The 18,048-nt window shown below is 64.6% G+C and carries 19 protein-coding genes; 9 read left to right on the forward strand and 10 right to left on the reverse strand.

Translation table 11 applies throughout. The features are described from left to right. Nucleotides 1–268: 268 nt before the first annotated feature. Nucleotides 269–2,266, reverse strand: a complete 1,998-nt coding sequence (locus tag AB6802_RS17010) for a PhoX family phosphatase (RefSeq protein ID WP_371011308.1) — start codon at nucleotides 2,264–2,266, stop codon at nucleotides 269–271. A gap of 615 nt (nucleotides 2,267–2,881) precedes the next feature. Here AB6802_RS17010 and AB6802_RS17015 point away from each other — a divergent pair. The 3 genes from AB6802_RS17015 (at nucleotide 2,882) to AB6802_RS17025 (ending at nucleotide 5,730) form a co-directional block, all read left to right on the forward strand. Further along, nucleotides 2,882–3,583, forward strand: a complete 702-nt coding sequence (locus tag AB6802_RS17015) for a phosphatase PAP2 family protein (RefSeq protein WP_371011659.1) — start codon at nucleotides 2,882–2,884, stop codon at nucleotides 3,581–3,583. 91 nt (nucleotides 3,584–3,674) lie between these two features. After that, entirely contained in the window at nucleotides 3,675–3,944 is a 270-nt protein-coding gene (locus AB6802_RS17020; RefSeq protein WP_371011309.1) for a helix-turn-helix domain-containing protein, read from the forward strand. 76 nt (nucleotides 3,945–4,020) lie between these two features. After that, entirely contained in the window at nucleotides 4,021–5,730 is a 1,710-nt protein-coding gene (locus AB6802_RS17025; protein ID WP_371011310.1) for a SulP family inorganic anion transporter, read from the forward strand. Between the two features lie 20 nt (nucleotides 5,731–5,750). Here AB6802_RS17025 and AB6802_RS17030 read toward each other — a convergent pair whose 3' ends face one another. From AB6802_RS17030 to AB6802_RS17040, 3 genes are all read right to left on the reverse strand, one after another. Continuing rightward, nucleotides 5,751–6,671 (reverse strand): DMT family transporter, encoded by a 921-nt coding sequence (locus AB6802_RS17030; protein WP_371011311.1) that lies wholly within the window; start codon nucleotides 6,669–6,671, stop codon nucleotides 5,751–5,753. A 78-nt stretch (nucleotides 6,672–6,749) separates the two neighbouring features. Next, nucleotides 6,750–7,130 carry a nuclear transport factor 2 family protein gene (locus tag AB6802_RS17035; RefSeq protein WP_371011312.1) on the reverse strand — a complete coding sequence of 127 codons (381 nt, stop codon included), beginning with the start codon at nucleotides 7,128–7,130 and terminating at the stop codon, nucleotides 6,750–6,752. Nucleotides 7,131–7,229: 99 nt separating this feature from the next. Then, a complete protein-coding gene (locus AB6802_RS17040; protein ID WP_371011313.1) occupies nucleotides 7,230–8,084 on the reverse strand; it encodes an SMP-30/gluconolactonase/LRE family protein in 855 nt (284 codons plus the stop codon). Between the two features lie 112 nt (nucleotides 8,085–8,196). Here AB6802_RS17040 and AB6802_RS17045 point away from each other — a divergent pair, with 112 nt between their 5' ends. Further along, nucleotides 8,197–8,994: a helix-turn-helix domain-containing protein gene (locus AB6802_RS17045; RefSeq protein ID WP_371011314.1), complete on the forward strand. Its 798-nt coding sequence runs from the start codon at nucleotides 8,197–8,199 to the stop codon at nucleotides 8,992–8,994. Between the two features lie 40 nt (nucleotides 8,995–9,034). On the opposite strand, the gene AB6802_RS17050 is transcribed toward AB6802_RS17045, so the two are convergent. Continuing rightward, nucleotides 9,035–9,961, reverse strand: a complete 927-nt coding sequence (locus tag AB6802_RS17050; protein WP_371011315.1) for a CHAD domain-containing protein — start codon at nucleotides 9,959–9,961, stop codon at nucleotides 9,035–9,037. Further along, nucleotides 9,958–10,431, reverse strand: coding sequence for a CYTH domain-containing protein (locus tag AB6802_RS17055; RefSeq protein WP_371011316.1), 474 nt, complete (start codon nucleotides 10,429–10,431; stop codon nucleotides 9,958–9,960). The genes AB6802_RS17050 and AB6802_RS17055 overlap by 4 nt, the downstream gene beginning before the upstream one ends. A gap of 90 nt (nucleotides 10,432–10,521) precedes the next feature. On the opposite strand from AB6802_RS17055, the gene AB6802_RS17060 reads away from it, so the two are divergent. Genes AB6802_RS17060 through AB6802_RS17075 form a run of 4 tightly spaced genes read left to right on the forward strand, consistent with a single transcriptional unit; the run spans nucleotide 10,522 to nucleotide 14,226 of the window. Beyond that, nucleotides 10,522–11,226, forward strand: a complete 705-nt coding sequence (locus tag AB6802_RS17060; RefSeq protein ID WP_371011317.1) for a CerR family C-terminal domain-containing protein — start codon at nucleotides 10,522–10,524, stop codon at nucleotides 11,224–11,226. Further along, nucleotides 11,223–12,176, forward strand: a complete 954-nt coding sequence (locus tag AB6802_RS17065) for an HlyD family secretion protein (RefSeq protein ID WP_371011318.1) — start codon at nucleotides 11,223–11,225, stop codon at nucleotides 12,174–12,176. Before AB6802_RS17060 ends, AB6802_RS17065 begins: the two co-directional genes overlap by 4 nt. Continuing rightward, nucleotides 12,173–13,093 (forward strand): ATP-binding cassette domain-containing protein, encoded by a 921-nt coding sequence (locus AB6802_RS17070; protein ID WP_371011319.1) that lies wholly within the window; start codon nucleotides 12,173–12,175, stop codon nucleotides 13,091–13,093. The genes AB6802_RS17065 and AB6802_RS17070 overlap by 4 nt, the downstream gene beginning before the upstream one ends. After that, nucleotides 13,090–14,226, forward strand: a complete 1,137-nt coding sequence (locus tag AB6802_RS17075; RefSeq protein ID WP_371011320.1) for an ABC transporter permease — start codon at nucleotides 13,090–13,092, stop codon at nucleotides 14,224–14,226. Before AB6802_RS17070 ends, AB6802_RS17075 begins: the two co-directional genes overlap by 4 nt. Nucleotides 14,227–14,294: 68 nt before the next feature. Here AB6802_RS17075 and AB6802_RS17080 read toward each other — a convergent pair whose 3' ends face one another. Beyond that, a complete protein-coding gene (locus AB6802_RS17080) occupies nucleotides 14,295–15,269 on the reverse strand; it encodes a threonine/serine dehydratase (RefSeq protein WP_371011321.1) in 975 nt (324 codons plus the stop codon). A 338-nt stretch (nucleotides 15,270–15,607) separates the two neighbouring features. Then, a complete protein-coding gene (locus tag AB6802_RS17085; protein ID WP_371011322.1) occupies nucleotides 15,608–15,931 on the reverse strand; it encodes a hypothetical protein in 324 nt (107 codons plus the stop codon). A 167-nt stretch (nucleotides 15,932–16,098) separates the two neighbouring features. On the opposite strand from AB6802_RS17085, the gene mbfA reads away from it, so the two are divergent. Next, nucleotides 16,099–17,082, forward strand: coding sequence for an iron exporter MbfA (mbfA, locus tag AB6802_RS17090; protein WP_371011324.1), 984 nt, complete (start codon nucleotides 16,099–16,101; stop codon nucleotides 17,080–17,082). A gap of 161 nt (nucleotides 17,083–17,243) precedes the next feature. Here mbfA and AB6802_RS17095 read toward each other — a convergent pair whose 3' ends face one another. Together AB6802_RS17095 and AB6802_RS17100 are read right to left on the reverse strand one after the other, a co-directional pair. After that, on the reverse strand, nucleotides 17,244–17,588 hold the full coding sequence (locus tag AB6802_RS17095) for an antibiotic biosynthesis monooxygenase (RefSeq protein ID WP_371011326.1): 345 nt from the start codon (nucleotides 17,586–17,588) through the stop codon (nucleotides 17,244–17,246). Between the two features lie 84 nt (nucleotides 17,589–17,672). Beyond that, complete coding sequence (locus tag AB6802_RS17100; RefSeq protein WP_371011327.1) at nucleotides 17,673–18,011, reverse strand: NIPSNAP family protein; 339 nt, start codon at nucleotides 18,009–18,011, stop codon at nucleotides 17,673–17,675. Nucleotides 18,012–18,048: the final 37 nt, after the last annotated feature.

Raw genomic sequence — 18,048 nt, forward strand, 5'->3', positions numbered from 1 at the left:
CGTCGCAAGGAAGCTTCTCGTCGTCCTAAACGCCGTCATCCGAGATAAAAAAGCTTTCGCATGAACACAGTTGCCATTCCGAGACTTTTAAGCGTCGCGACGGAGCAGATTTCTGCTCCGCTGCGCCCTACGTCGAAGGCAACGGAATGGATCCCAGGGTCTCCGCGACGGAGCTTCGCTCCTGCTTCGCCCTGGGATGACGACTTTGGGGAGGCTTCGACCAATCTCCAATGTCGCGATCGCTTCTTTCCCTACGCCGCGCCGCGGGTCACACCGCGATCTTGCCGCCGCCCTGCCTGGTGATGGCGACGACCGCGGGCCGCACCGGCATGTCGGGCTTGAAGTCGGGCCAGCGGGTGGACAGATTCTCGTAGTAGGACGGGCGGCCGAAACCTTCCCAGTCCTCGCCGCCGTCGCCCGGGTGCTGGACGGCGACGAACGCCGTCCGGTCGTCGGGCGTAAACAACGGGCCGCACATTTCGGCGCCGATCGGCACGCGGAAGAACAGTTTCGAAGTCGCCCGCGCGGCACCTTCGGTGTCGACCGCCCACAGGCCATCGGTGCGGCCGGTGGCCTTCGGGCCCTGGCCGTCGGTCGCGACCCACAGCCGGCCGGCGGAATCGACCGCGCAATTGTCCGGCATGCCGAACCAGCCATTGGCCGTCGTCGCGGTCGAGAAGGTGGCGCCGACATCGGCAACGGAAGGATCGCCACACTTCAGCAGCACTTCCCACTTGCCCTTGGTGGCGGTGAAGTCGCCGCCGCCCTCGACGATCTCGATGATGTGGCCGAAGGCGTTGTCGGCACGCGGATTGGCGACGTCGACCTGCTCGGCCTTGCGCTTGGTGTTGTTGGTCAGCATGACATAGACCTTGCCGTTGCCGGCATTGGGCTGGATGTCTTCGGGCCGGTCCATCTTGGTGGCGCCGAGCAGGTCGGCGGCGCGCCGCGTTTCGATCAAAACGTCGGCTTGACCGGCAAAGCCGTTCGCCGCCGTCAGCGGGCCTTCTCCGAAGACGATCGGCATCCACTCGACCGAGCCGTCCTCGGCGAATTTGGCGACGTGCAAAGTGCCGTCGTCGAGCAGGTTCATGTTGGCGGCGCGGTCGTTCGGGTTGAACGTGCCCTTGGTGACGAATTTATAGACGTAGTCGAAACGCTCGTCATCGCCGAGATAGAAGACGACGCGGCCGTCCTTGGCGACGATCGATTCGGCGCCCTCATGCTTGAAGCGGCCCATGGCGGTGCGCTTGCGCGGCGTCGAGGTCGGGTCGTTGACGTCGACTTCGACGATCCAGCCAAAACGGTTCGGCTCGTTCGGCTCCTTGGCGAGGTTGAAGCGGTCGTAGTGCGCGCCCCATTCATAGGCGCCCTCCGGGATGCCGAGGCGCTTGTAGTTGGCGGCCTCCTTGTGGCCCTCGGGCAATTCGCCGGAGAAATAGCCATGGATGTTCTCCTCGGCCATCACATAGGTGCCCCAGGGCGTGACGCCGCCGGCGCAATTGTTCATCGTGCCGATGACCTTGGTGCCGGACGGATCGGCATTGGTCTTGACGCGGTCATGGCCGGCGACCGGGCCGGACAGCGCCATCTCGGTGGTCGACATGATGCGGCGGTTGAGTTTGCCGTCGCGCACCGCCTGCCACTTGCCGCCGTCCTTGCGGATCTCGACGATGGTGCCGCCATGCGCGGCCATCTCGACATCGACCTGCTCCTTCGACAGCGGCGCGACCTCGGCCTTCTTCTTCCCATCCTTCTCGACAACCTTGACGATGCCCGGGAACATCAGATGCGGGTTGGTGTATTCGTGATTGACGACCAGCAGCCCATGCTCGGCCGAGCCGTCGATCGGGATGTAGCCGACATAGTCATTGTTGTATCCGAACTGTCGAGCCTGGGCCGCCGCCGACTGCTTGGTCGGGTCGAACTCAGGCGAATCGGCGAACAGCGGATCGCCCCAGCGCAAAAGCACATCGGCGTCGTAACCCGGCGCGACATGGTGCCTGTCGTCGATGCCCGCCTCGAGCTCGTCGAATTTGAAGGCCGAGCGTTCGGCGGCGCGCGCCTCATCAGCGGCGATCAGCGCCAGCGGGCTGACGGTGGCGGCAATGGCCGAGACGGCGAGCGAGCCCATGAGGAAACCACGGCGCGAGAAGCGGGCGGCGATGATCTCGCCCATGGTGCGGTTGTCGCTGGAATTGACGGACGGGCCGTCATTCTCCTCGAGCTGGCTGGTGCGGAAGCGGGTTTCAGGGGTCACGGACATCGGCTGTTCCTCTGGCTTCTTGGGGTGGCTGGAGTTTTGACTTTCGACCCCTATAGGCTGTCGATCACATTTTCGTGACATTGTCGTGATCGATGGTCGAGAACTGTTTGCCGGCTGACGAGAGCTCGCGGTCAGCTTGACGGCTTGGCGCGCTTCCGAAACAAGGGCTGCGGCACGCGCGGCGATGGCCGCTTCGACAGGGGATGAAAAGTGAGTTTCTGGGGACTGGCGCAACTCGGCATGTCGACCGTGACCTTCCTGCTGGCGGCGATGGCGGCCAAGCAGTGGGGGCTGGAGCCGAGCCTCGGCAAGATCCTGCTGACACTGGCGCTCTACACGGCCGGCAATCTGATCATGCTGCGGCTGGTGCGCGAGTTCGGCATGTCGGTGTCGTTCAGCCTGTCGGCGGTGATCCAGCTCGTGTCGGTCAATGTCGTGGCGCTGGTCTTCTTCGGCGAGCGGCTCAACGCCATTCAGGCGACCGGTGTCGTCCTGGCCATCGCCGCCGTCGCGCTCATCACGCTCGGGCCTATATGCAGAGGCTCTAAAAGCAATCCTACGAAAAGTGTGACGCGGTTTTCCGTCGGATGTCGCGTCAACGAAACCTTGGTCGCTATGAAATCCTCGGTCGACACGCTGCTCAACAGAATGGAATTCCCGGTGCTTTTGGCCGGGCTGCTGATCGCCGCAGCACTTTGGGGCTTCGTCGAGCTGATGGAGGTTGCGCGCGCCGCCGCGCCGCATGCTTTCGACACGGAAATCCTGCTCGCCTTCCGCCATGCCGGGCAGCCGGACGATCCGCTCGGCCCGCTCTGGCTGCAAGGCGCTGTTCGCGACATCACCGCGCTCGGCAGCTCGGCGGTGCTGGTGCTGATCACGACCGCGACGATCATCTATATGCTGTTGATCCGCAGGCCCGCGACGGCGCTGTTCATGTTCGTTGCGGTGGCCGGCGGGCAAGTGCTGTCCAGCCTGCTCAAGCTCGAGGTCGACCGGCCACGGCCCGACCTCGTCTCGCATCTCGTCGACGAGACCTCGCTGTCCTTCCCGAGCGGGCATGCCATGCTGTCGGCGGTGACCTATCTGACGCTCGGCACCTTGGCCGCGCGCTTCCTGCCGGACAGCCGGACCAAGATCTTCGTGCTTTGCCTTGCCGTGCTCGTCACCGTGCTGGTCGGCACGAGCCGCGTCTATCTCGGCGTCCACTGGCCATCCGACGTGCTTGCCGGTTGGTGCGCCGGCTTTGCCTGGGCCATGCTGTGCTGGCTGGTCGCGCGGCTTTTGCAGCGACGCAAGGTGGTGGCGGACAGTGAGTGACCTATGTCTCATCCCTATTTAATGATGCTTGAAACATCACTATGATTATATTATCCATTGATACTGCAGACTCAGACATGGGCTCTGGAAGATGATCACCGCCGCTCAGATGCGCGCCGCGCGGGCGCTGGCTGGTATCGACCAGAGGACGCTCGCTGAGCGCGCCGGCGTCTCGCTTCCGACGATACAGCGCATGGAAGCGAGCGAGGGTGTCGTTCGCGGCGTGGTCGATACGCTGATGAAGGTCATCCAGGCCCTCGATGAAGCCGGGGTGGAACTGATCGGCGACAACCAGACCAGCGAGCGCGGCGGCAGGGGCGTGCGCCTCAAAACCATCGCGCCGCAGAACCCGCAAGGCTGAGTCGGCAAGAAAGTCGCGACGGCGACCGCCGACATCAAGCCGACGATCCCGCCGCTTTGGGAGCGGAATTCAGTCCATGGATCAGGCCAGGCAGGCAATCCCCCACCAGGCGCGGCCGACATTCGCCGACCTGTTCACGCCCAAGCTGATGACGGTGCTGCGCGAGGGCTACACATCGGCGCATTTCCGGGCCGACGTCATTGCCGGGATCACCGTCGCCATCGTGGCGCTGCCGCTGTCGATGGCGATCGCCATCGGCTCCGGCGTCACACCGGAGCGTGGCCTTTACACTTCGATCGTCGGCGGCTTCATCATCTCGGCGCTCGGCGGCAGCCGCTTCCAGATCGGCGGACCGGCCGGCGCCTTCATCGTGCTGGTGGCGGCGACGGTCGCCCGCGTCGGCGTCGACGGGCTGCTGCTCGCCACCATGATGGCCGGCGTCTTCCTGCTTGCCATCGGCTATCTCAGGCTTGGCACCTACATCAAGTTCATCCCCTATCCGGTGACCGTCGGCTTCACCGCCGGCATCGCCGTCATCATCTTCTCCGGCCAGATCGTCGAACTGCTCGGGCTGAAGCTGGCGGGCAAGGAGCCCGGACCGCTGGTGCCCAAGCTGGCGGCGATCGGCGAAGCAATCGGCACGGTCAACCCGTCGGCGGCGTTCGTGGCGGCGCTGACCATCGTCACAATCGTCCTTCTGCGAAAGTGGCGGCCGAAATGGCCGGCGATGCTCATCGCCATCGGTATTGCATCGCTGCTGGTGGCGCTGTTCGCGCTGCCGGCGGAGACGATCGGCACGCGCTATGGCGGCATACCGCGCAGCCTGCAATGGCCGACGCTGCCGCCGGTCAGCATCGGCAGGATGATCGACGTCTTGCCGGACGCGATCGCTTTCGCGCTGCTCGGCGCCATCGAATCGCTGCTATCTGCCGTCGTCGCCGACGGCATGACCGGGCGGCGTCACCGCTCCAATTGCGAGCTGGTGGCGCAGGGCTTCGCCAACATCGCGTCGGCCCTGTTCGGCGGCATCTGCGCCACCGGCACCATCGCCCGCACCGCCACCAACGTGCGGGCCGGCGCGCATGGGCCCGTCGCAGGCATGCTGCACTCGGCGATCCTGCTTGTGCTGATGCTGGTGGCTGCGCCCCTGGCCAGCTACATCCCGCTGTCGGCGCTCGCCGGCGTGCTCGCCGTCGTGTGCTGGAACATGTTCGAAAAGCAGGCCTTCGCCACGCTGCTCAAGGCCTCGCGCGGCGACGCGCTGGTGCTTTTGGCGACGTTCCTGATCGTTGTCTTCCGCGATCTCACCGAAGGCATCGTCGTCGGCTTCGTGCTGGGCTCGATCCTGTTCATCGACCGCATGGCCAAGTCCATCGCCGTCGAAGCCGACCAGCCCCTGGTGCCGGAGGACGTCGCCGATCAGCCGAGCGCCTACGATCCCAGCGAAGCCGCCGATGCCGACACCGTCGTCTACCGCATCTCCGGCGCATTCTTCTTCGGCGCCGCCTCGACGGTCGGCACGGTGCTCGACCGCATCGCCGACCAGCGCAAAAATTTCATCCTCGACTGTTCGGCGGTGCCTTTCTTCGATTCCACCGCCGCCAACGTCATCGAGAGCGCCGCGCACAAGGCAAAGCGCGCCGGCGTGCGCTTCATCATCGCGGGTGCCGCGCCGCCGATAAGACGCACGCTGATCAACCACGGCGTCAAGCGGCCGCTGGTGACCTATGCCGCCTCGATCCGCGACGCGCGGGCGCAGTTGAAAGGAAAAACGGAGACTGCGTAGACGATCGCCGCCAGGCTTCCTCACACCGTCGCTTCGATCGGCTCGGCCAGCTTCGGGTTGGTGCGCGCGGCGACCAGGCAACCGGCAACGATCAGGCATGCCCCTGCCAGCGTGGTCCAGGCCACCTTCTCGCCAAAGAAGAACCAGCCAAGCCCGATCGCCCAGATGAAGGCCGAGTATTCCGTCGGGATCAGATATTGCGCTTCGGCGCGGGCGTAGGACCAGCTCATCAGGAATTGGCCGGCGAGCGACAGCATCGCCACGCCGGCGAGCGGAAGCCAGAGATTGCCTGGAGGTGCAACGGCAAGCCAAGGTGCCGCGAGGGCCAGGACGACCGCGACGCAAAGGTTCTGGAACAGCATGATCTCGACCGGCTTGGCCAACAGCGCCTGCCGCCGGCCGAGGATCAGATTGTAGCCATAGAACACCGTCGATACGAGCACCGCCGCCGTGCCAAGCAGGGCGTCATGCGAATAGCTTTCGCGTCCGAACTGGCCGGCCAGGATGACGGCTACGCCGGCGAGGCCGGCGAGCGAGGCCCATATAGTCTGGCGCCTTATGCGCTCACCCAACAGCAGCGCGGCAAGGAAAAGGGCAAACAGCGGCGCGATGAAGCTGAGCCCGATCGCCTCGGCGAGCGGCAGCCTGGCGAGACCCCAGAAGAAGAAAACCAGGACCATCCCGACCACCGCGGCGCGCAGCGCATGCAGCCTCAGCACCGAAACCGTTGGCCAAGAACGTGGCCCCGTCGACCAGGCCGCGCCGGCAACCACGGTCGCGACCATGCTGCGCCAGAGCAACGTGTTGTAGATGCCGACGGCGATGACCAGAGACTTCATCGCCGCATCCATCCCGGACAGCAGGCAGATCGCCAGCGCGCAGACCAGCACCGGGATCGTCGGGGCGCCGCTCAGGCTGGATGTCTTCACGGCTTGGCTCATTGCGGCCGGATAGCCCGGAGCGAACGGCGGTACCAGATGGCAGCCAGCGCGATATGGCGGTCCAATCGTGATTGGCGGTCACGGCATGCGTTCGACCCATTGCGCGCGTGACGGCCCAGGCTCGAACGGGTCGCCGAAATACTGGGTCTCGCGCGCCACCTTGCCGTCGACGAATTCCATGATCGAGACGGTGTAGGAGGGTCGCCCGTCATAGGTCAGGATGTATTCCGTCACCCAGAGCGCGCCGGCGCCGATGATGCGCCGCACTGTGAAGCGCTTCTGGTTCGGCTGCGCGGCGCGGGAGGCCTGGATATTGTGGCGCCCGCGGATGCGCTCGCCCGATTGCGGACAGTCGAGCACCGCATCCTCCCGGTAAATCAGGTGCTCGGCCTCGAAATCATCGGCGTCGGAGGCAGCCCAGTGGCGATCCAGGGCTGCCCTGATCTCATGATCTTCCATGGCAAACCTCCTTGAGCGCGTCACGCGATGGACCGTCGTATCACGGTCCATCGCGTGGCTGGTAGGGAGGCTTTCGAGAGCGAGCCCGCGACAGCTATCTCAATCGAGGCTCAGCGCCGCGATCTCGCCTTCGCCCATCAGCGGCACGAAGATGCGCTTGCCGTCGGTGCCGATATCGGCGCTGCCCGGCTTGAAGGTGGCGGCCACCTGCGGCGTGCCGCCGTCATGATAGCTGTAGAGCGTGCCGGTCATGTAAGCGGTGGCATAGATGGTGTCGCCGATAGCGATGACACCATCTAGGTCGGCAAATTTCTGCGCGCCGGGCAGCGGCGTGACCGTCTTCGTGGCGAGGTCGACCGACAGCAGGCCGCCGGGCTCCGCGGTGCTGAAATCGGTCTTGTTGATGCCCTTGCCCCAGGAGGCGACGATCAGCCTGCCGCCATCGGCGAAGACGCCATTGGGCGACGCGAGCAGCGCATCCTTGACGAACAATTCCGGGCTGTCACCATCGATACGGTAGATGGTGTCGGCCAGCATGTCGCTGACATAGACCTTGCCGGCGCTGTCCTGCGTCATGTCGTTGAGAAACACAGCGCCCGGCACATCGATGGTCTCGATCAGCTTACCGCTGGCGAGATCGACGATGCGGACCTTGGTGATATCGGCGGCGTAGAGCTTGCCGCCGGAAATCGCCATGCCCTTGGGCGCATCCATGCCGCCCACCCAGTGGCGGATGATGATTTTGCCGTCCATCGACAGCAGCGAGAGATAGCCATTGCCGTCCGCGTCGCCGGGATTGCCGACGATGTTGGAGACGACGATGCGGTTGTTGGCGGTATCGACAAGCGCCGATTCCGGCTGCTCGAAGCCAGTGGCGCGCCAGATCTCGCCAGCCTGGGCAGCCGACATTGCGGCAATGGTGGCGAAGACGGTGGAAGCGATGAGGGTTTTCATGATGCTCTCCTGTGGTGATGACGGAGAGCTAGGTTTTTCGATACTTTTCTGGAAGCCACTTCGGCGCTAGTATCGAATACCGATACGAAATCCCGCATATGAGGTGCATTCCATGAATGGCCCGATCTTCGAGGCGCTGAAACGGACGCTGAAGGCGAAAGGCCTGACCTATCGCATGCTGGCCGAGCGCATGGGCGTTTCCGAGCCGACGGTGAAACGCATCTTCCATGAGCAGAACTGCAAGCTCGACCGGCTGATGGAGATTTGCGCGGCGGCCGAGGTCGAGCTGGAAAACGTGCTGGGCGCGATGAACCGCGGCCCGGGCCCGGCCAACCGCGTCGGGCCGGAGATCGAGCACAGGCTGGCGGCGCGGCCGGCGCTGCTGTTCATCTTCGTCATGCTGTCGGAGAAATTCACACCCGAAGGCATCATGCGTTCGCAAGGCCTGAGCGAGGCCTCGATGTTCCTCTATCTGCGCGACCTCGAAGAGCTCGGGCTGATCGCGCTCGGGCGCGGCCTGTCGGCGAGGCTGCTGATCGAGACGCCGATCCAGTGGAATTTCGAAGGGCCGCTGAAGCCGCATTTCGAAATGACCAACAAGAATTTCATCGGCTGGGCGATCCGCCATCTGGATCACGAGGCAACCTTCGTCAGCTTCTCCAGGCGGATGCGGCCGCAAACGGCCGAGATGCTGAAGCGCGAGGCCGAAGAACTCGCCGATCGCGCCAGGCTGCTTGCCCATCACGACCAGCACACCACGCCCGAGGAGCAGCTTGTCGGCTACAAATGGACCTTTGCCTTCGGCGCGACGCCGTTTCCCGCGATCATGCCGATCGGGCCGCATCCGAGGGATGCGGGTGCGCGGGCGGATGCCGGAGCGATGAAGGGAAAGCAGCCGCTACCGGCATAGCACAGCAAGCCAGCGCACGATCCGCCAAGCATAGCTGGCGTCACGCCATGTTGGCTTCTTCCTGGGGGGCCGCGAGGTCGTCGCGCGCCTTGCGCGCGAGTTTCCTGGCCGAGCGCTTGGGGCTGTCGCCGAAGAGATCGGCGGCGTCGGCGAGGCAGGATTTGGCGAGACTCTTTTCCGAGCGCTTCAAAAGCTTGCGCAACAGTTTCGTTTCGTCGGCCGGGCCGAGCGGATCGCCATCGGCATCGAGCAGCGCGCGCATGACGAACACGTCATGCAACTCGCCGAGCTCCTCGCCGAGCTTGTCGACCGCCTTGCGGCGCGCCTTGATCGGCGTCGGCCACAGCCGCCCGAGCAGCGACAGATGCATCGAGTGGGTCTTGGCCGCCTTGCGCAGGTCGTGGAAATCCTCGGCCTCGCCGCGTGACTCGGCCTTGTCCAGCGCCTTCTTCGCCCGCCGCAAGGTGGCGCGGGCGCCGTCGGCCAATATGTCGGCGGCCTGCTCCGGCTGGTCGAGCAGCGCCAGCCTGTCGACACGCTCCAGGCCTTCCTGGCAGGCGGCGACGGCAGCGTTTATGGCGGCGTCGAGGCCGGCATGCAGTTCATGCTGGCGCATCACCAGCCGTTCGCGCACCGGATCGAGCCCACCGCCGGCGGACTGCTCCGGAAAGGCGCCGGCCAGGCGATCGATGGTCTCGATCAGCGCGGTCGCCTCACGCGGTCCGGCGAGCAGCGCCGAGACCTGCTTGTAGCACTCGTTCTCGGTCTGGCAGAACGGTTCGTCTCCGGAACGAACCAGGCGCAACAAGGCGCGCACGCTTTTCAGCCGCTTGCGGCACTTGTGCAGTCCCTGCTCCGGCTTTTCGCGCGCCGCCTCGAGATGGGCGAGCGCCTTGCCGATCTCGTCGGCCAATATGCGCCTGACCTCGCCGGTCAGCGGCAAGCGCGGATCTATACGGAAGCTCATGCGGCGATCTCCGGAATCCCCCCGAGGGCCAGCGACGCGTTGTAGAATTTCGACTCGCCGGTGACCTCGTGACCGAGCCAGTCGGGCAGCATTTCGTCAGGCACGTCGTCCGGCGTCTCGAGTTCCGCGACCACCAGGCCCGCGAGCTTTCCGCCGAACACATCGACTTCATAAAGATAGCCGCGGTGCCTAACATGGTGACGTGTCTTCTCGATGACACGTCCGACGGCAAACGCCATCAGTTCCTCGGCCTCGGCAAGCGGGATGGAATATTCGAACTCGTCGCGCTCGCGCGCCCGATCGCCGAACTTGAGCGTCAGCTTGGCGGAGCGCCCATCGCTGATGCGCACGCGCACCGTGCGCCCGGGTTGGGCGGCGACGTAGAACTGACGGATGCGAATCTCCGCTTCGACCAGACCGCGCCAGGCGGGACTGGAGACCAGGAACTTGCGCTCGACTTCCTTGCCCATGGCCGCGCACTAAAGCGTGCACGGATCGAGAAGGCAAGCCGGGCTGGAAATGATTTGACTTTAATCAATCGATTGATTAAAGCAGTAAAAATGATCAAACCGCCGAACACCAAAATGCCCCGCCAGGAAGCGCCTCCCGCCGAGCAGACGCGCGCGGCGCTGGTGGCCGCGGCGCTCAAGCTGTTTGGACGACAAGGTTTCGACGGCACCTCGACGCGCGAGATCGCGGCGGAAGCGAAGGCCAATATCGGCTCGATCGCCTATCATTTCGGTGGCAAGGAAGGTCTGCGGATCGCCGCCGCCGACCACATCGTCGATACCATCCAGGCCGTCGCCGGCCAGGCGTTGGGCGCTGCCGGCCAGGCAGCCGCGCCCGCGAACCCCGAAGCGGCCCGGGCGCAGCTCTTCGCCGCGCTGGAGGCGATGGTGGGCTTTATCGTGGCAAGCCCGCAGGCCGGCGAGATCGTACAATTCATACTTCGCGAGCTCTCGCATCCGACCGCCGCACTCGACCGGATCTATGCCGGCGTGTTCGAGCCGACGCACCGGCGGCTGTGCCAGGTCTGGGAGCGGGCAACCGGCGAGCCGGCCGAAAGCGAGGCCACCAAGCTCACCGTTTTCACCTTGATCGGCCAGGTCATCTATTTCCGCATCGGCCGCGAAGCGGTGCTGCGCAGGATGGGCTGGCGCGAGATCGGCAAGGGCGAGGCCGCCAAGGTGGTGGCGGTCGCGACAGGCAATTTGAAAGCCATGCTGGCGGCGCGAGATGCGATCCGCAAGGGAGGCAAATCATGAGTTTCTTCTGTTCGCTGCCGCTGGCGGCCCAGCTGTTCGGCGCCTGCGCGCCAACCGCGCCGCTCGCTGTCGGCTATGTCGAAGGCGAATACGTGCTCTTGGCGCCAATCGAGGTGGCGCAGGTCGAAACGGTGACGGTCAAGCGCGGCGACCGCGTCGAGACCGGCGCCTCGGTGGCGACGCTGGAAAACGCCGACGCCGAGATCGCCGTGGCGCAGGCTCAAGCGGCACTTGCGCAGGCGCAGGCGCAGCTTGCCGACCTGCAGGTGGGCAAGCGTCCGGAAGAAATCGCGGTGTTGAAGGCCGAAGTCGACATGGCCAAGGCGCAGGCCGCCGACGCCAAGCGCAAATATGACCGCGCCAGCGACCTCTATAGGCGCGGCGCCGGCACGCAGGCCGATTACGACACGACATCCGCCTCGCTGGAAACTGCCGATGCGCAGGTCGGCCAGGCCGAGGCCAATCTCGCCGTCGGCAATCTGCCGGCGAGGGCCGAGACGATCAAGGCCGCCGAGAACCAGGTCAAGCAAGCGCAATCCGAATTGGGACAGGCACAGTGGCGGCTGTCCAAACGGGTGCTGACGGCGGCCTCACCCGGCCGCGTCAACGACGTCATCCGCAACCCCGGCGATACCGCCGGGCCGACCGCGCCGGTGATTTCGATGCTGCCGGACGGCGCCGTCAAGCTCAGCGTCTACATCCCGGAAACAGCTTTTTCGTCGGTCAAGGTCGGCACGCTGCTTTCCGTCCGTTGCGACGGTTGCGGAACGGATCTGAAGGCGCGCGTCAGCTATGTTTCGCCCGATCCGGAATTCACCCCGCCGGTGATCTATTCGCTCGAGGCCCGGCAGAAGCTGGTCTATCTCGTCGAGGCGCGGCCCGAGGGCAATGCCGGCCCGCTGCAGCCCGGACAGATCGTCGATGTCGATCTGGCGGATCTTGCAAAATGAACGCCATCGACGTTCATGGCCTGGTCAAGCGCTTCGGCGACAAGACCGTTGTCGACCATGTGACGATGACGGTGGCCGAAGGCGAGATCGTTGGCTTCCTCGGGCCGAACGGCTCCGGCAAGACGACGACCATCCGCATCATGTGCGGACTGCTGACGCCGGACGAGGGCGACGGCACGGTGCTCGGCTTCGACATCCGCAGCGACGCGCTCAAGATCAAACGCGAAGTCGGCTACATGACGCAGAAATTCTCGTTCTACGAGGATCTGACGATCGGCGAGAATCTCGAATTCGTGGCGCGGCTCTACCGACTGAGGCCGGTCGAGGATTATGTGTCGCGCACACTGGAGGAGTTGGGGCTTACGACGCGCCGCAACCAGTTGGCCGGCACGCTTTCCGGTGGCTGGAAGCAGCGGCTGGCGCTGGCCGCCTGCATCATGCACAAGCCGAAGCTGCTTTTGCTCGACGAACCGACGGCGGGTGTCGACCCGAAGGCGCGGCGCGAATTCTGGGACGAGATCCACCGGCTGGCCAGCGGCGGGCTGACGGTGCTGGTCTCCACCCACTATATGGATGAGGCCGAGCGCTGCCACCGCATCAGCTACATCTCCTACGGCAAGATGCTGGCCACCGGCACCGTGGACGAGGTGGTGAAGAATGCCGGACTGACCACCTTCGTGCTGCAGGGACCGCGTCTCGACCAGGTGGCCGAAGCGCTGCAAGGCCGCCCCGGCGTCGACCAGGTGGCGCCGTTCGGCGCCACGCTGCATGTCGTCGGCTCCGACAAGGCAGCGCTGGAAAAGGCACTGGCCGATATCGAGAAGCAGCACAAGGGCGTCACCGTAAGGCCCGGCGAGACCAGCCTCGAGGATGTGTTCATCCAGTTCATGTCCGGCTCGAAGGACAATATGGCATGAACGCGGTGTTCTCCTTCGCCCGGCTCGGTGCGCTGTTGATCAAGGAATTCATCCAGATGCGGCGCGATCGCATCACCTTCGCCATGATGCTGGGCGTGCCGCTGATCCAGCTTGTGCTGTTCGGTTACGCGATCAACAACGACCCGAAGAGCCTGCCGGCAGCACTCGTGGCGACCAGCAGCGACCCTTACACCCGCGCGATGGTCTCGGCGCTGCAGACGACCGGCTACTACCGCTTCGACCAGGTGGCCGTGAGCGCGGCCGACGCCGAGTTCCTGATGGAACATGGCGACGTCGCCTTCGTCGTCACCATTCCCGCCGATTTCGCGCGGCGCGTCGAGCGCGGCGACAATCCGCAGATACTGATCGAGGCCGACGCCACCGATCCGGCGGTGGCCAGCGGCGCCATCTCGACGCTGAGCACAGTGGCCGGCCAGGCGCTGCTGCGGGCGCAAGGCACGCAGGAAACCGCCAAGGAAGCGGCGCGCGGCCAGCTCGATGTCGTCGTGCATCGCCGCTACAATCCGGAAGGCATCTCGCAATACAACATCGTGCCTGGCCTGCTCGGCGTCATCTTGCAGATGACGATGGTGATGATGACCTCGATCGCGCTGACGCGCGAAACCGAGCGCGGCACGATGGAAAACCTTCTGGCCATGCCGTCGAGCCCGCTCGAGATCATGCTGGGCAAGGTGCTGCCTTATCTGGCGGTCGGCGCGGTGCAGGTTCTGGTGGTGCTGGCGGCGTCGAAGCTTTTGTTCGCCATCCCCTTCACCGGGTCGATGTCACTGCTTTTATCCGCCGTGCTGGTGTTCGTGCTGGCGCTGGTGCTGCTCGGCTACACGATCTCGACGATCGCGCGCACGCAGATGCAGGCTTTGCAGCTCACCTTCTTCTTCTTCCTGCCCTCGATCATGCTGTCGGGCTTCATGTTCCCCTATCGCGGCATGCCGGGCTGGGCGCAGACGCTGGGCGAGATTTTTCCGCTGACGCATTTTTTGCGCATCACCCGGGCCGTCATGCTGAAGGGCGCCGAGCTGCCGGCGGTGGCGACCGAGATCGGCTGGCTGGTGGCTTTCGTGGCGCTGTTTGCCGGCGTGGCGCTGGTGCGGTTCAGGCGCACGTTGGATTAATCAAGCACGGCGGAAAGCTTTTAACGCTGGAGGGTCACGGCGCTTCCCGCGTGCGGGCCGCAGCACACTTACGCCGCCATGATCCCGGCATAGGTGCCGAAATCGACATTGCCGCCCGACAGAACCACGGCAACGCATTTGCCGGCGAGGTCGATCTCGCCCGACGACAGCGCCGCCAGCGCGACGCAGCCGCCGGGTTCGACAACCAGCTTGAGGTGGGCCATCGCGTCGCGCATCGCCTGGGCGACCGCGGCGTCGGAAACGGCAATGGCGCCGGCAAGATTGCGGCGATTGATCTCGAAGGTGATCAATCCGGGCTCGGCGGTGAGGATGGCATCGCAGATCGAGTTGTAGCCCGGTTCGTTCGAGACCCTTTCGCCCTTCACCAGCGAACGGCGGGTGTCGTCGAAATGCTCGGGCTCGACCGCCCAGACGGCGGTGCCCGGCGAGGCATCCTTGACCGCAACCGAAATGCCGCTGGTCAGGCCACCGCCACCGCAAGGGATCACCACGGCGTCGAGGCTGACGCCGAGCGCCTCGGCCTGCCTCATCAGTTCCAGCCCGATCGTGCCCTGGCCGGCGATGATGGCGGGATCGTCGAAAGGTGGCACCAGCGCCATGCCTTTCTCCATATAGGGGCGAACGACCGTCATGCGGTCATCCTTGAAGCGGTCGAACGGCACCACCTCGGCGCCCATCTTGCGGACATTGCCGATCTTCAGCGCCGGCGCGTCGGCCGGCATGGCAATGACCGCCTTGACGCCGAACAGGGCGGCCGAAGCCGCCACGCCTTGCGCATGGTTGCCGGAGGAGAAAGCGACGACGCCACGGCTGCGCTCTTCCGCGCTCAACGACGACAATTTGTTGTAAGCGCCGCGGATCTTGAAGGAGCCGGTGCGCTGCAAGGTCTCCGGCTTGAACAGGATGCGGCCGCCATAGCGTTTGTTGAGCTCGGGCGATTCGATCAATGGCGTCTCGACGATCAGACCGGCCAGCCGGTCGGCGGCGGCGCGGATATCGGAAATGCCTGGCAAGTTGGTCATGGTTTTAAGCCCTCACAGAAATCGGTAGCCAATGCTGCACGGAAACCGCGGCGGCACGCCAACGAAAAAATGTGATGGTTACAAGGTAAGCAAATTATGGCCACCGCTGGCGCCGCCCCTCATCTGGCTGCCGCCATCTTCTCCCCGTGAACGGGGAGAAGGGGCTGTCATCGGCGATTTCGCCAATCGCCAGCGTCGGGACAGAAGGCGGCGACGCAGCGACCTGCTCTTTCTCCCCGGTTACGGGGAGAAATGCCCGGCAGGGCAATGAGGGGCAGCGCTGAGGTTCGCGATCGGCGCCTGCCCCGGGGCTTTTCGTCCGCTGCCCGGACCGCTCCTCATCCCAGCAGCGTGGTTGTCCTTTTGCTGCCGCCCAGCTTGCGCCAATTGTTGAAGCGGTGCGTGGCGGCGGCGAAGGAGATCTTCATCTGCTGGGCGACCGAATAGCGCGACTTGCCTTCGTCGAACATGCGATAGCAGCACTCGACGCCTTCCTCGGTGAGCTTGCCCTCCGGCGTCTTGTTGTGCGGGTTGGCCGGATCGAACTTTTCGACCTGCTCCTCGACCAGGCCCTTCAGGCGCTGCAGGTCGGCCTCGATGCTGGCAATGAGGTCGAGAACGGGTTTCGCGTCGAATGCGTGCGGCGGTTTTTTGTCCGTCATCCCTTGGGTTCCTTCGATTTTGGCTGTTGCCGTCTATATAGGCAAACATTCGGCAATAATGAAGAGGCGCTGGATCAACCATTCGGGAGCAATCCGCCTTGCCGGCAATTGACGTCCGGCGGCTGAAATCTTAGTTTAGAACAATTCTAAACTAGAGTGATACCATCATGCTTTCCCGTGTTTTCGGCTTCGGCCGCCGCTCCTTCGATTCGCTCTCGGAGCAGGAGATCCTGGCCCTGGCCATCTCGTCCGAAGAGGATGACGGGCGCATCTACCGCGCCTATGCCGATGGCCTGGCCGACGACTTTCCGCAATCGGCGAAGCTGTTCGAGGCGATGGCCGAGGAGGAGGACGGCCACCGCGATTCGCTCATCGAGCTTTACCGCAGGCGCTTCGGCGAGCGCATCCCGCTGATCCGGCGCGAGCATGTGAGGGGCTATTTCGAGCGCAAGCCCGACTGGCTGGTGAAGCCGCTCGGCATCGAGCATGTGCGGCGCCAGGCCGAGGCGATGGAGCAGCAGGCCTATCGTTTCTATGTCGCGGCAGCCAGGCGAACCACGGACGCCTCGACGCGCAAGTTGCTCGATGAGCTTGCCGTGGCCGAACAGAGCCACGAAAGCTCGGCCCACAAACTGGAACAGGAACATGTGCCAGGCACGGTCAAAACCGAAGAAGCGACCGCCGAGCAGCGCCAGTTCATCCTGACCTATGTGCAGCCGGGACTGGCCGGGCTGATGGACGGGTCCGTGTCGACGCTGGCGCCGATCTTCGCCGCCGCCTTTGCCACGCATGACACCTGGCAGACACTGCTGGTCGGACTTGCCGCTTCGATCGGCGCCGGCATTTCGATGGGGTTCACCGAAGTTGCTTCCGATGACGGCAAATTGTCGGGGCGCGGCTCGCCGATCAAGCGCGGACTGACGGTCGGCCTGATGACGACGCTGGGCGGGCTCGGCCACGCGCTGCCCTATCTCATCCCGCAATTCTGGACGGCGACGGCGGTGGCCGCGGTGGTCGTGTTCTTCGAACTCTGGGCCATCGCCTTTGTCCAGAACCGCTACATGCAGACCCCGTTCTGGCGCGCCGCCTTCCAGGTGGTGCTCGGCGGCGCGCTGGTGTTCGGCGCGGGGGTGCTGATCGGCAATGCATAGGTCTCTTCCTTCCCCCCTTGTGGGGGAAGGTGGCCTCGCGAAGCGAGGTCGGATGAGGGGTGCTCCAGGGAAAACCAACGTCTCACTCCGCTGGAACACCCCTCATCCGTCTCGGCGCTACCGCGCCGATCCACCTTCTCCCACAAGGGGAGAAGGGGAGATCACCCATTCACCGCCCTGCTGTCCTGGGGCGCCTCTTCCCTCTCCGTCAGCCCGTAATCGCGCACGACATGGGCGATGCGCAACCGGTAGCCGGCAAAGATGCCGCCGCGTCCGGCCTGCTGCGCCTGGCGATGCTCCTCGGTGTTGCGCCAGGCCTTCACCGCTTCCTCGTCGCGCCAGAACGACAGCGAGAGCACCCGCTTCGGGTCGGCGAGGCTCTGGAAGCGCTCGATCGAGATGAAGCCGTCGATGCCGTCGAGCAGCGGCCGAAGCTCGGCGGCGATGCCGAGATAGGCATCGCGCTTGCCCTCGGCCGGCTCGACCTCGAAGATGACTGCGATCATGCCTCGATCCTTTCCTTGACCATGACTATTTGTTCTTACGCAATTCCGGACGGAAAACCGCTATGCACTTTTCCTGGAATTGCTCTAGGCCTGAAACAGCTGCTGCGGCCCATGCGGCCCGGACACCAGCTTCAGGAAGATGCGGTCTTCCTTGCGGATGAATTTCTCGCGGCGCGCGAACTCGTAGTTTGCCTTGCCGGCCGGGTCGGCGGCAAGCCGGGCGCGATAGGCCTCGTAGGCGGCAAGGCTCTCGATGTTGTAGGCGGCATAAGCGGTGGTGGCCGAGCCTTCATGCGGCCCGAAATAGCCGATCAGGTCGGCGCCGCAACGCGGAATCGCCTGGCCCCAGGCGCGCGCATATTGCTCGAAAGCGGCCTTGCCGAACGGGTCGATCTCGTAGCGGATGAAGCAAGTGATGGTCATGTCTGTCTCCTTCTTGGCTTTGCCGTAAGCATGGTTC

The organism is Mesorhizobium sp. RCC_202 (assembly GCF_041355295.1).
GTDB lineage: Bacteria > Pseudomonadota > Alphaproteobacteria > Rhizobiales > Rhizobiaceae > Mesorhizobium.

Coding starts and splice junctions, on each gene's coding strand:
- AB6802_RS17010 (WP_371011308.1), bottom strand. CDS start 2,266: ATGTCCGTGACCCCTGAAACCCGCTTCCGCACCAGCCAGCTCGAGGAG.
- AB6802_RS17015 (WP_371011659.1), top strand. CDS start 2,882: ATGAAATCCTCGGTCGACACGCTGCTCAACAGAATGGAATTCCCGGTG.
- AB6802_RS17020 (WP_371011309.1), top strand. CDS start 3,675: ATGATCACCGCCGCTCAGATGCGCGCCGCGCGGGCGCTGGCTGGTATC.
- AB6802_RS17025 (WP_371011310.1), top strand. CDS start 4,021: ATGGATCAGGCCAGGCAGGCAATCCCCCACCAGGCGCGGCCGACATTC.
- AB6802_RS17030 (WP_371011311.1), bottom strand. CDS start 6,671: ATGAGCCAAGCCGTGAAGACATCCAGCCTGAGCGGCGCCCCGACGATC.
- AB6802_RS17035 (WP_371011312.1), bottom strand. CDS start 7,130: ATGGAAGATCATGAGATCAGGGCAGCCCTGGATCGCCACTGGGCTGCC.
- AB6802_RS17040 (WP_371011313.1), bottom strand. CDS start 8,084: ATGAAAACCCTCATCGCTTCCACCGTCTTCGCCACCATTGCCGCAATG.
- AB6802_RS17045 (WP_371011314.1), top strand. CDS start 8,197: ATGAATGGCCCGATCTTCGAGGCGCTGAAACGGACGCTGAAGGCGAAA.
- AB6802_RS17050 (WP_371011315.1), bottom strand. CDS start 9,961: ATGAGCTTCCGTATAGATCCGCGCTTGCCGCTGACCGGCGAGGTCAGG.
- AB6802_RS17055 (WP_371011316.1), bottom strand. CDS start 10,431: ATGGGCAAGGAAGTCGAGCGCAAGTTCCTGGTCTCCAGTCCCGCCTGG.
- AB6802_RS17060 (WP_371011317.1), top strand. CDS start 10,522: ATGATCAAACCGCCGAACACCAAAATGCCCCGCCAGGAAGCGCCTCCC.
- AB6802_RS17065 (WP_371011318.1), top strand. CDS start 11,223: ATGAGTTTCTTCTGTTCGCTGCCGCTGGCGGCCCAGCTGTTCGGCGCC.
- AB6802_RS17070 (WP_371011319.1), top strand. CDS start 12,173: ATGAACGCCATCGACGTTCATGGCCTGGTCAAGCGCTTCGGCGACAAG.
- AB6802_RS17075 (WP_371011320.1), top strand. CDS start 13,090: ATGAACGCGGTGTTCTCCTTCGCCCGGCTCGGTGCGCTGTTGATCAAG.
- AB6802_RS17080 (WP_371011321.1), bottom strand. CDS start 15,269: ATGACCAACTTGCCAGGCATTTCCGATATCCGCGCCGCCGCCGACCGG.
- AB6802_RS17085 (WP_371011322.1), bottom strand. CDS start 15,931: ATGACGGACAAAAAACCGCCGCACGCATTCGACGCGAAACCCGTTCTC.
- mbfA (WP_371011324.1), top strand. CDS start 16,099: ATGCTTTCCCGTGTTTTCGGCTTCGGCCGCCGCTCCTTCGATTCGCTC.
- AB6802_RS17095 (WP_371011326.1), bottom strand. CDS start 17,588: ATGATCGCAGTCATCTTCGAGGTCGAGCCGGCCGAGGGCAAGCGCGAT.
- AB6802_RS17100 (WP_371011327.1), bottom strand. CDS start 18,011: ATGACCATCACTTGCTTCATCCGCTACGAGATCGACCCGTTCGGCAAG.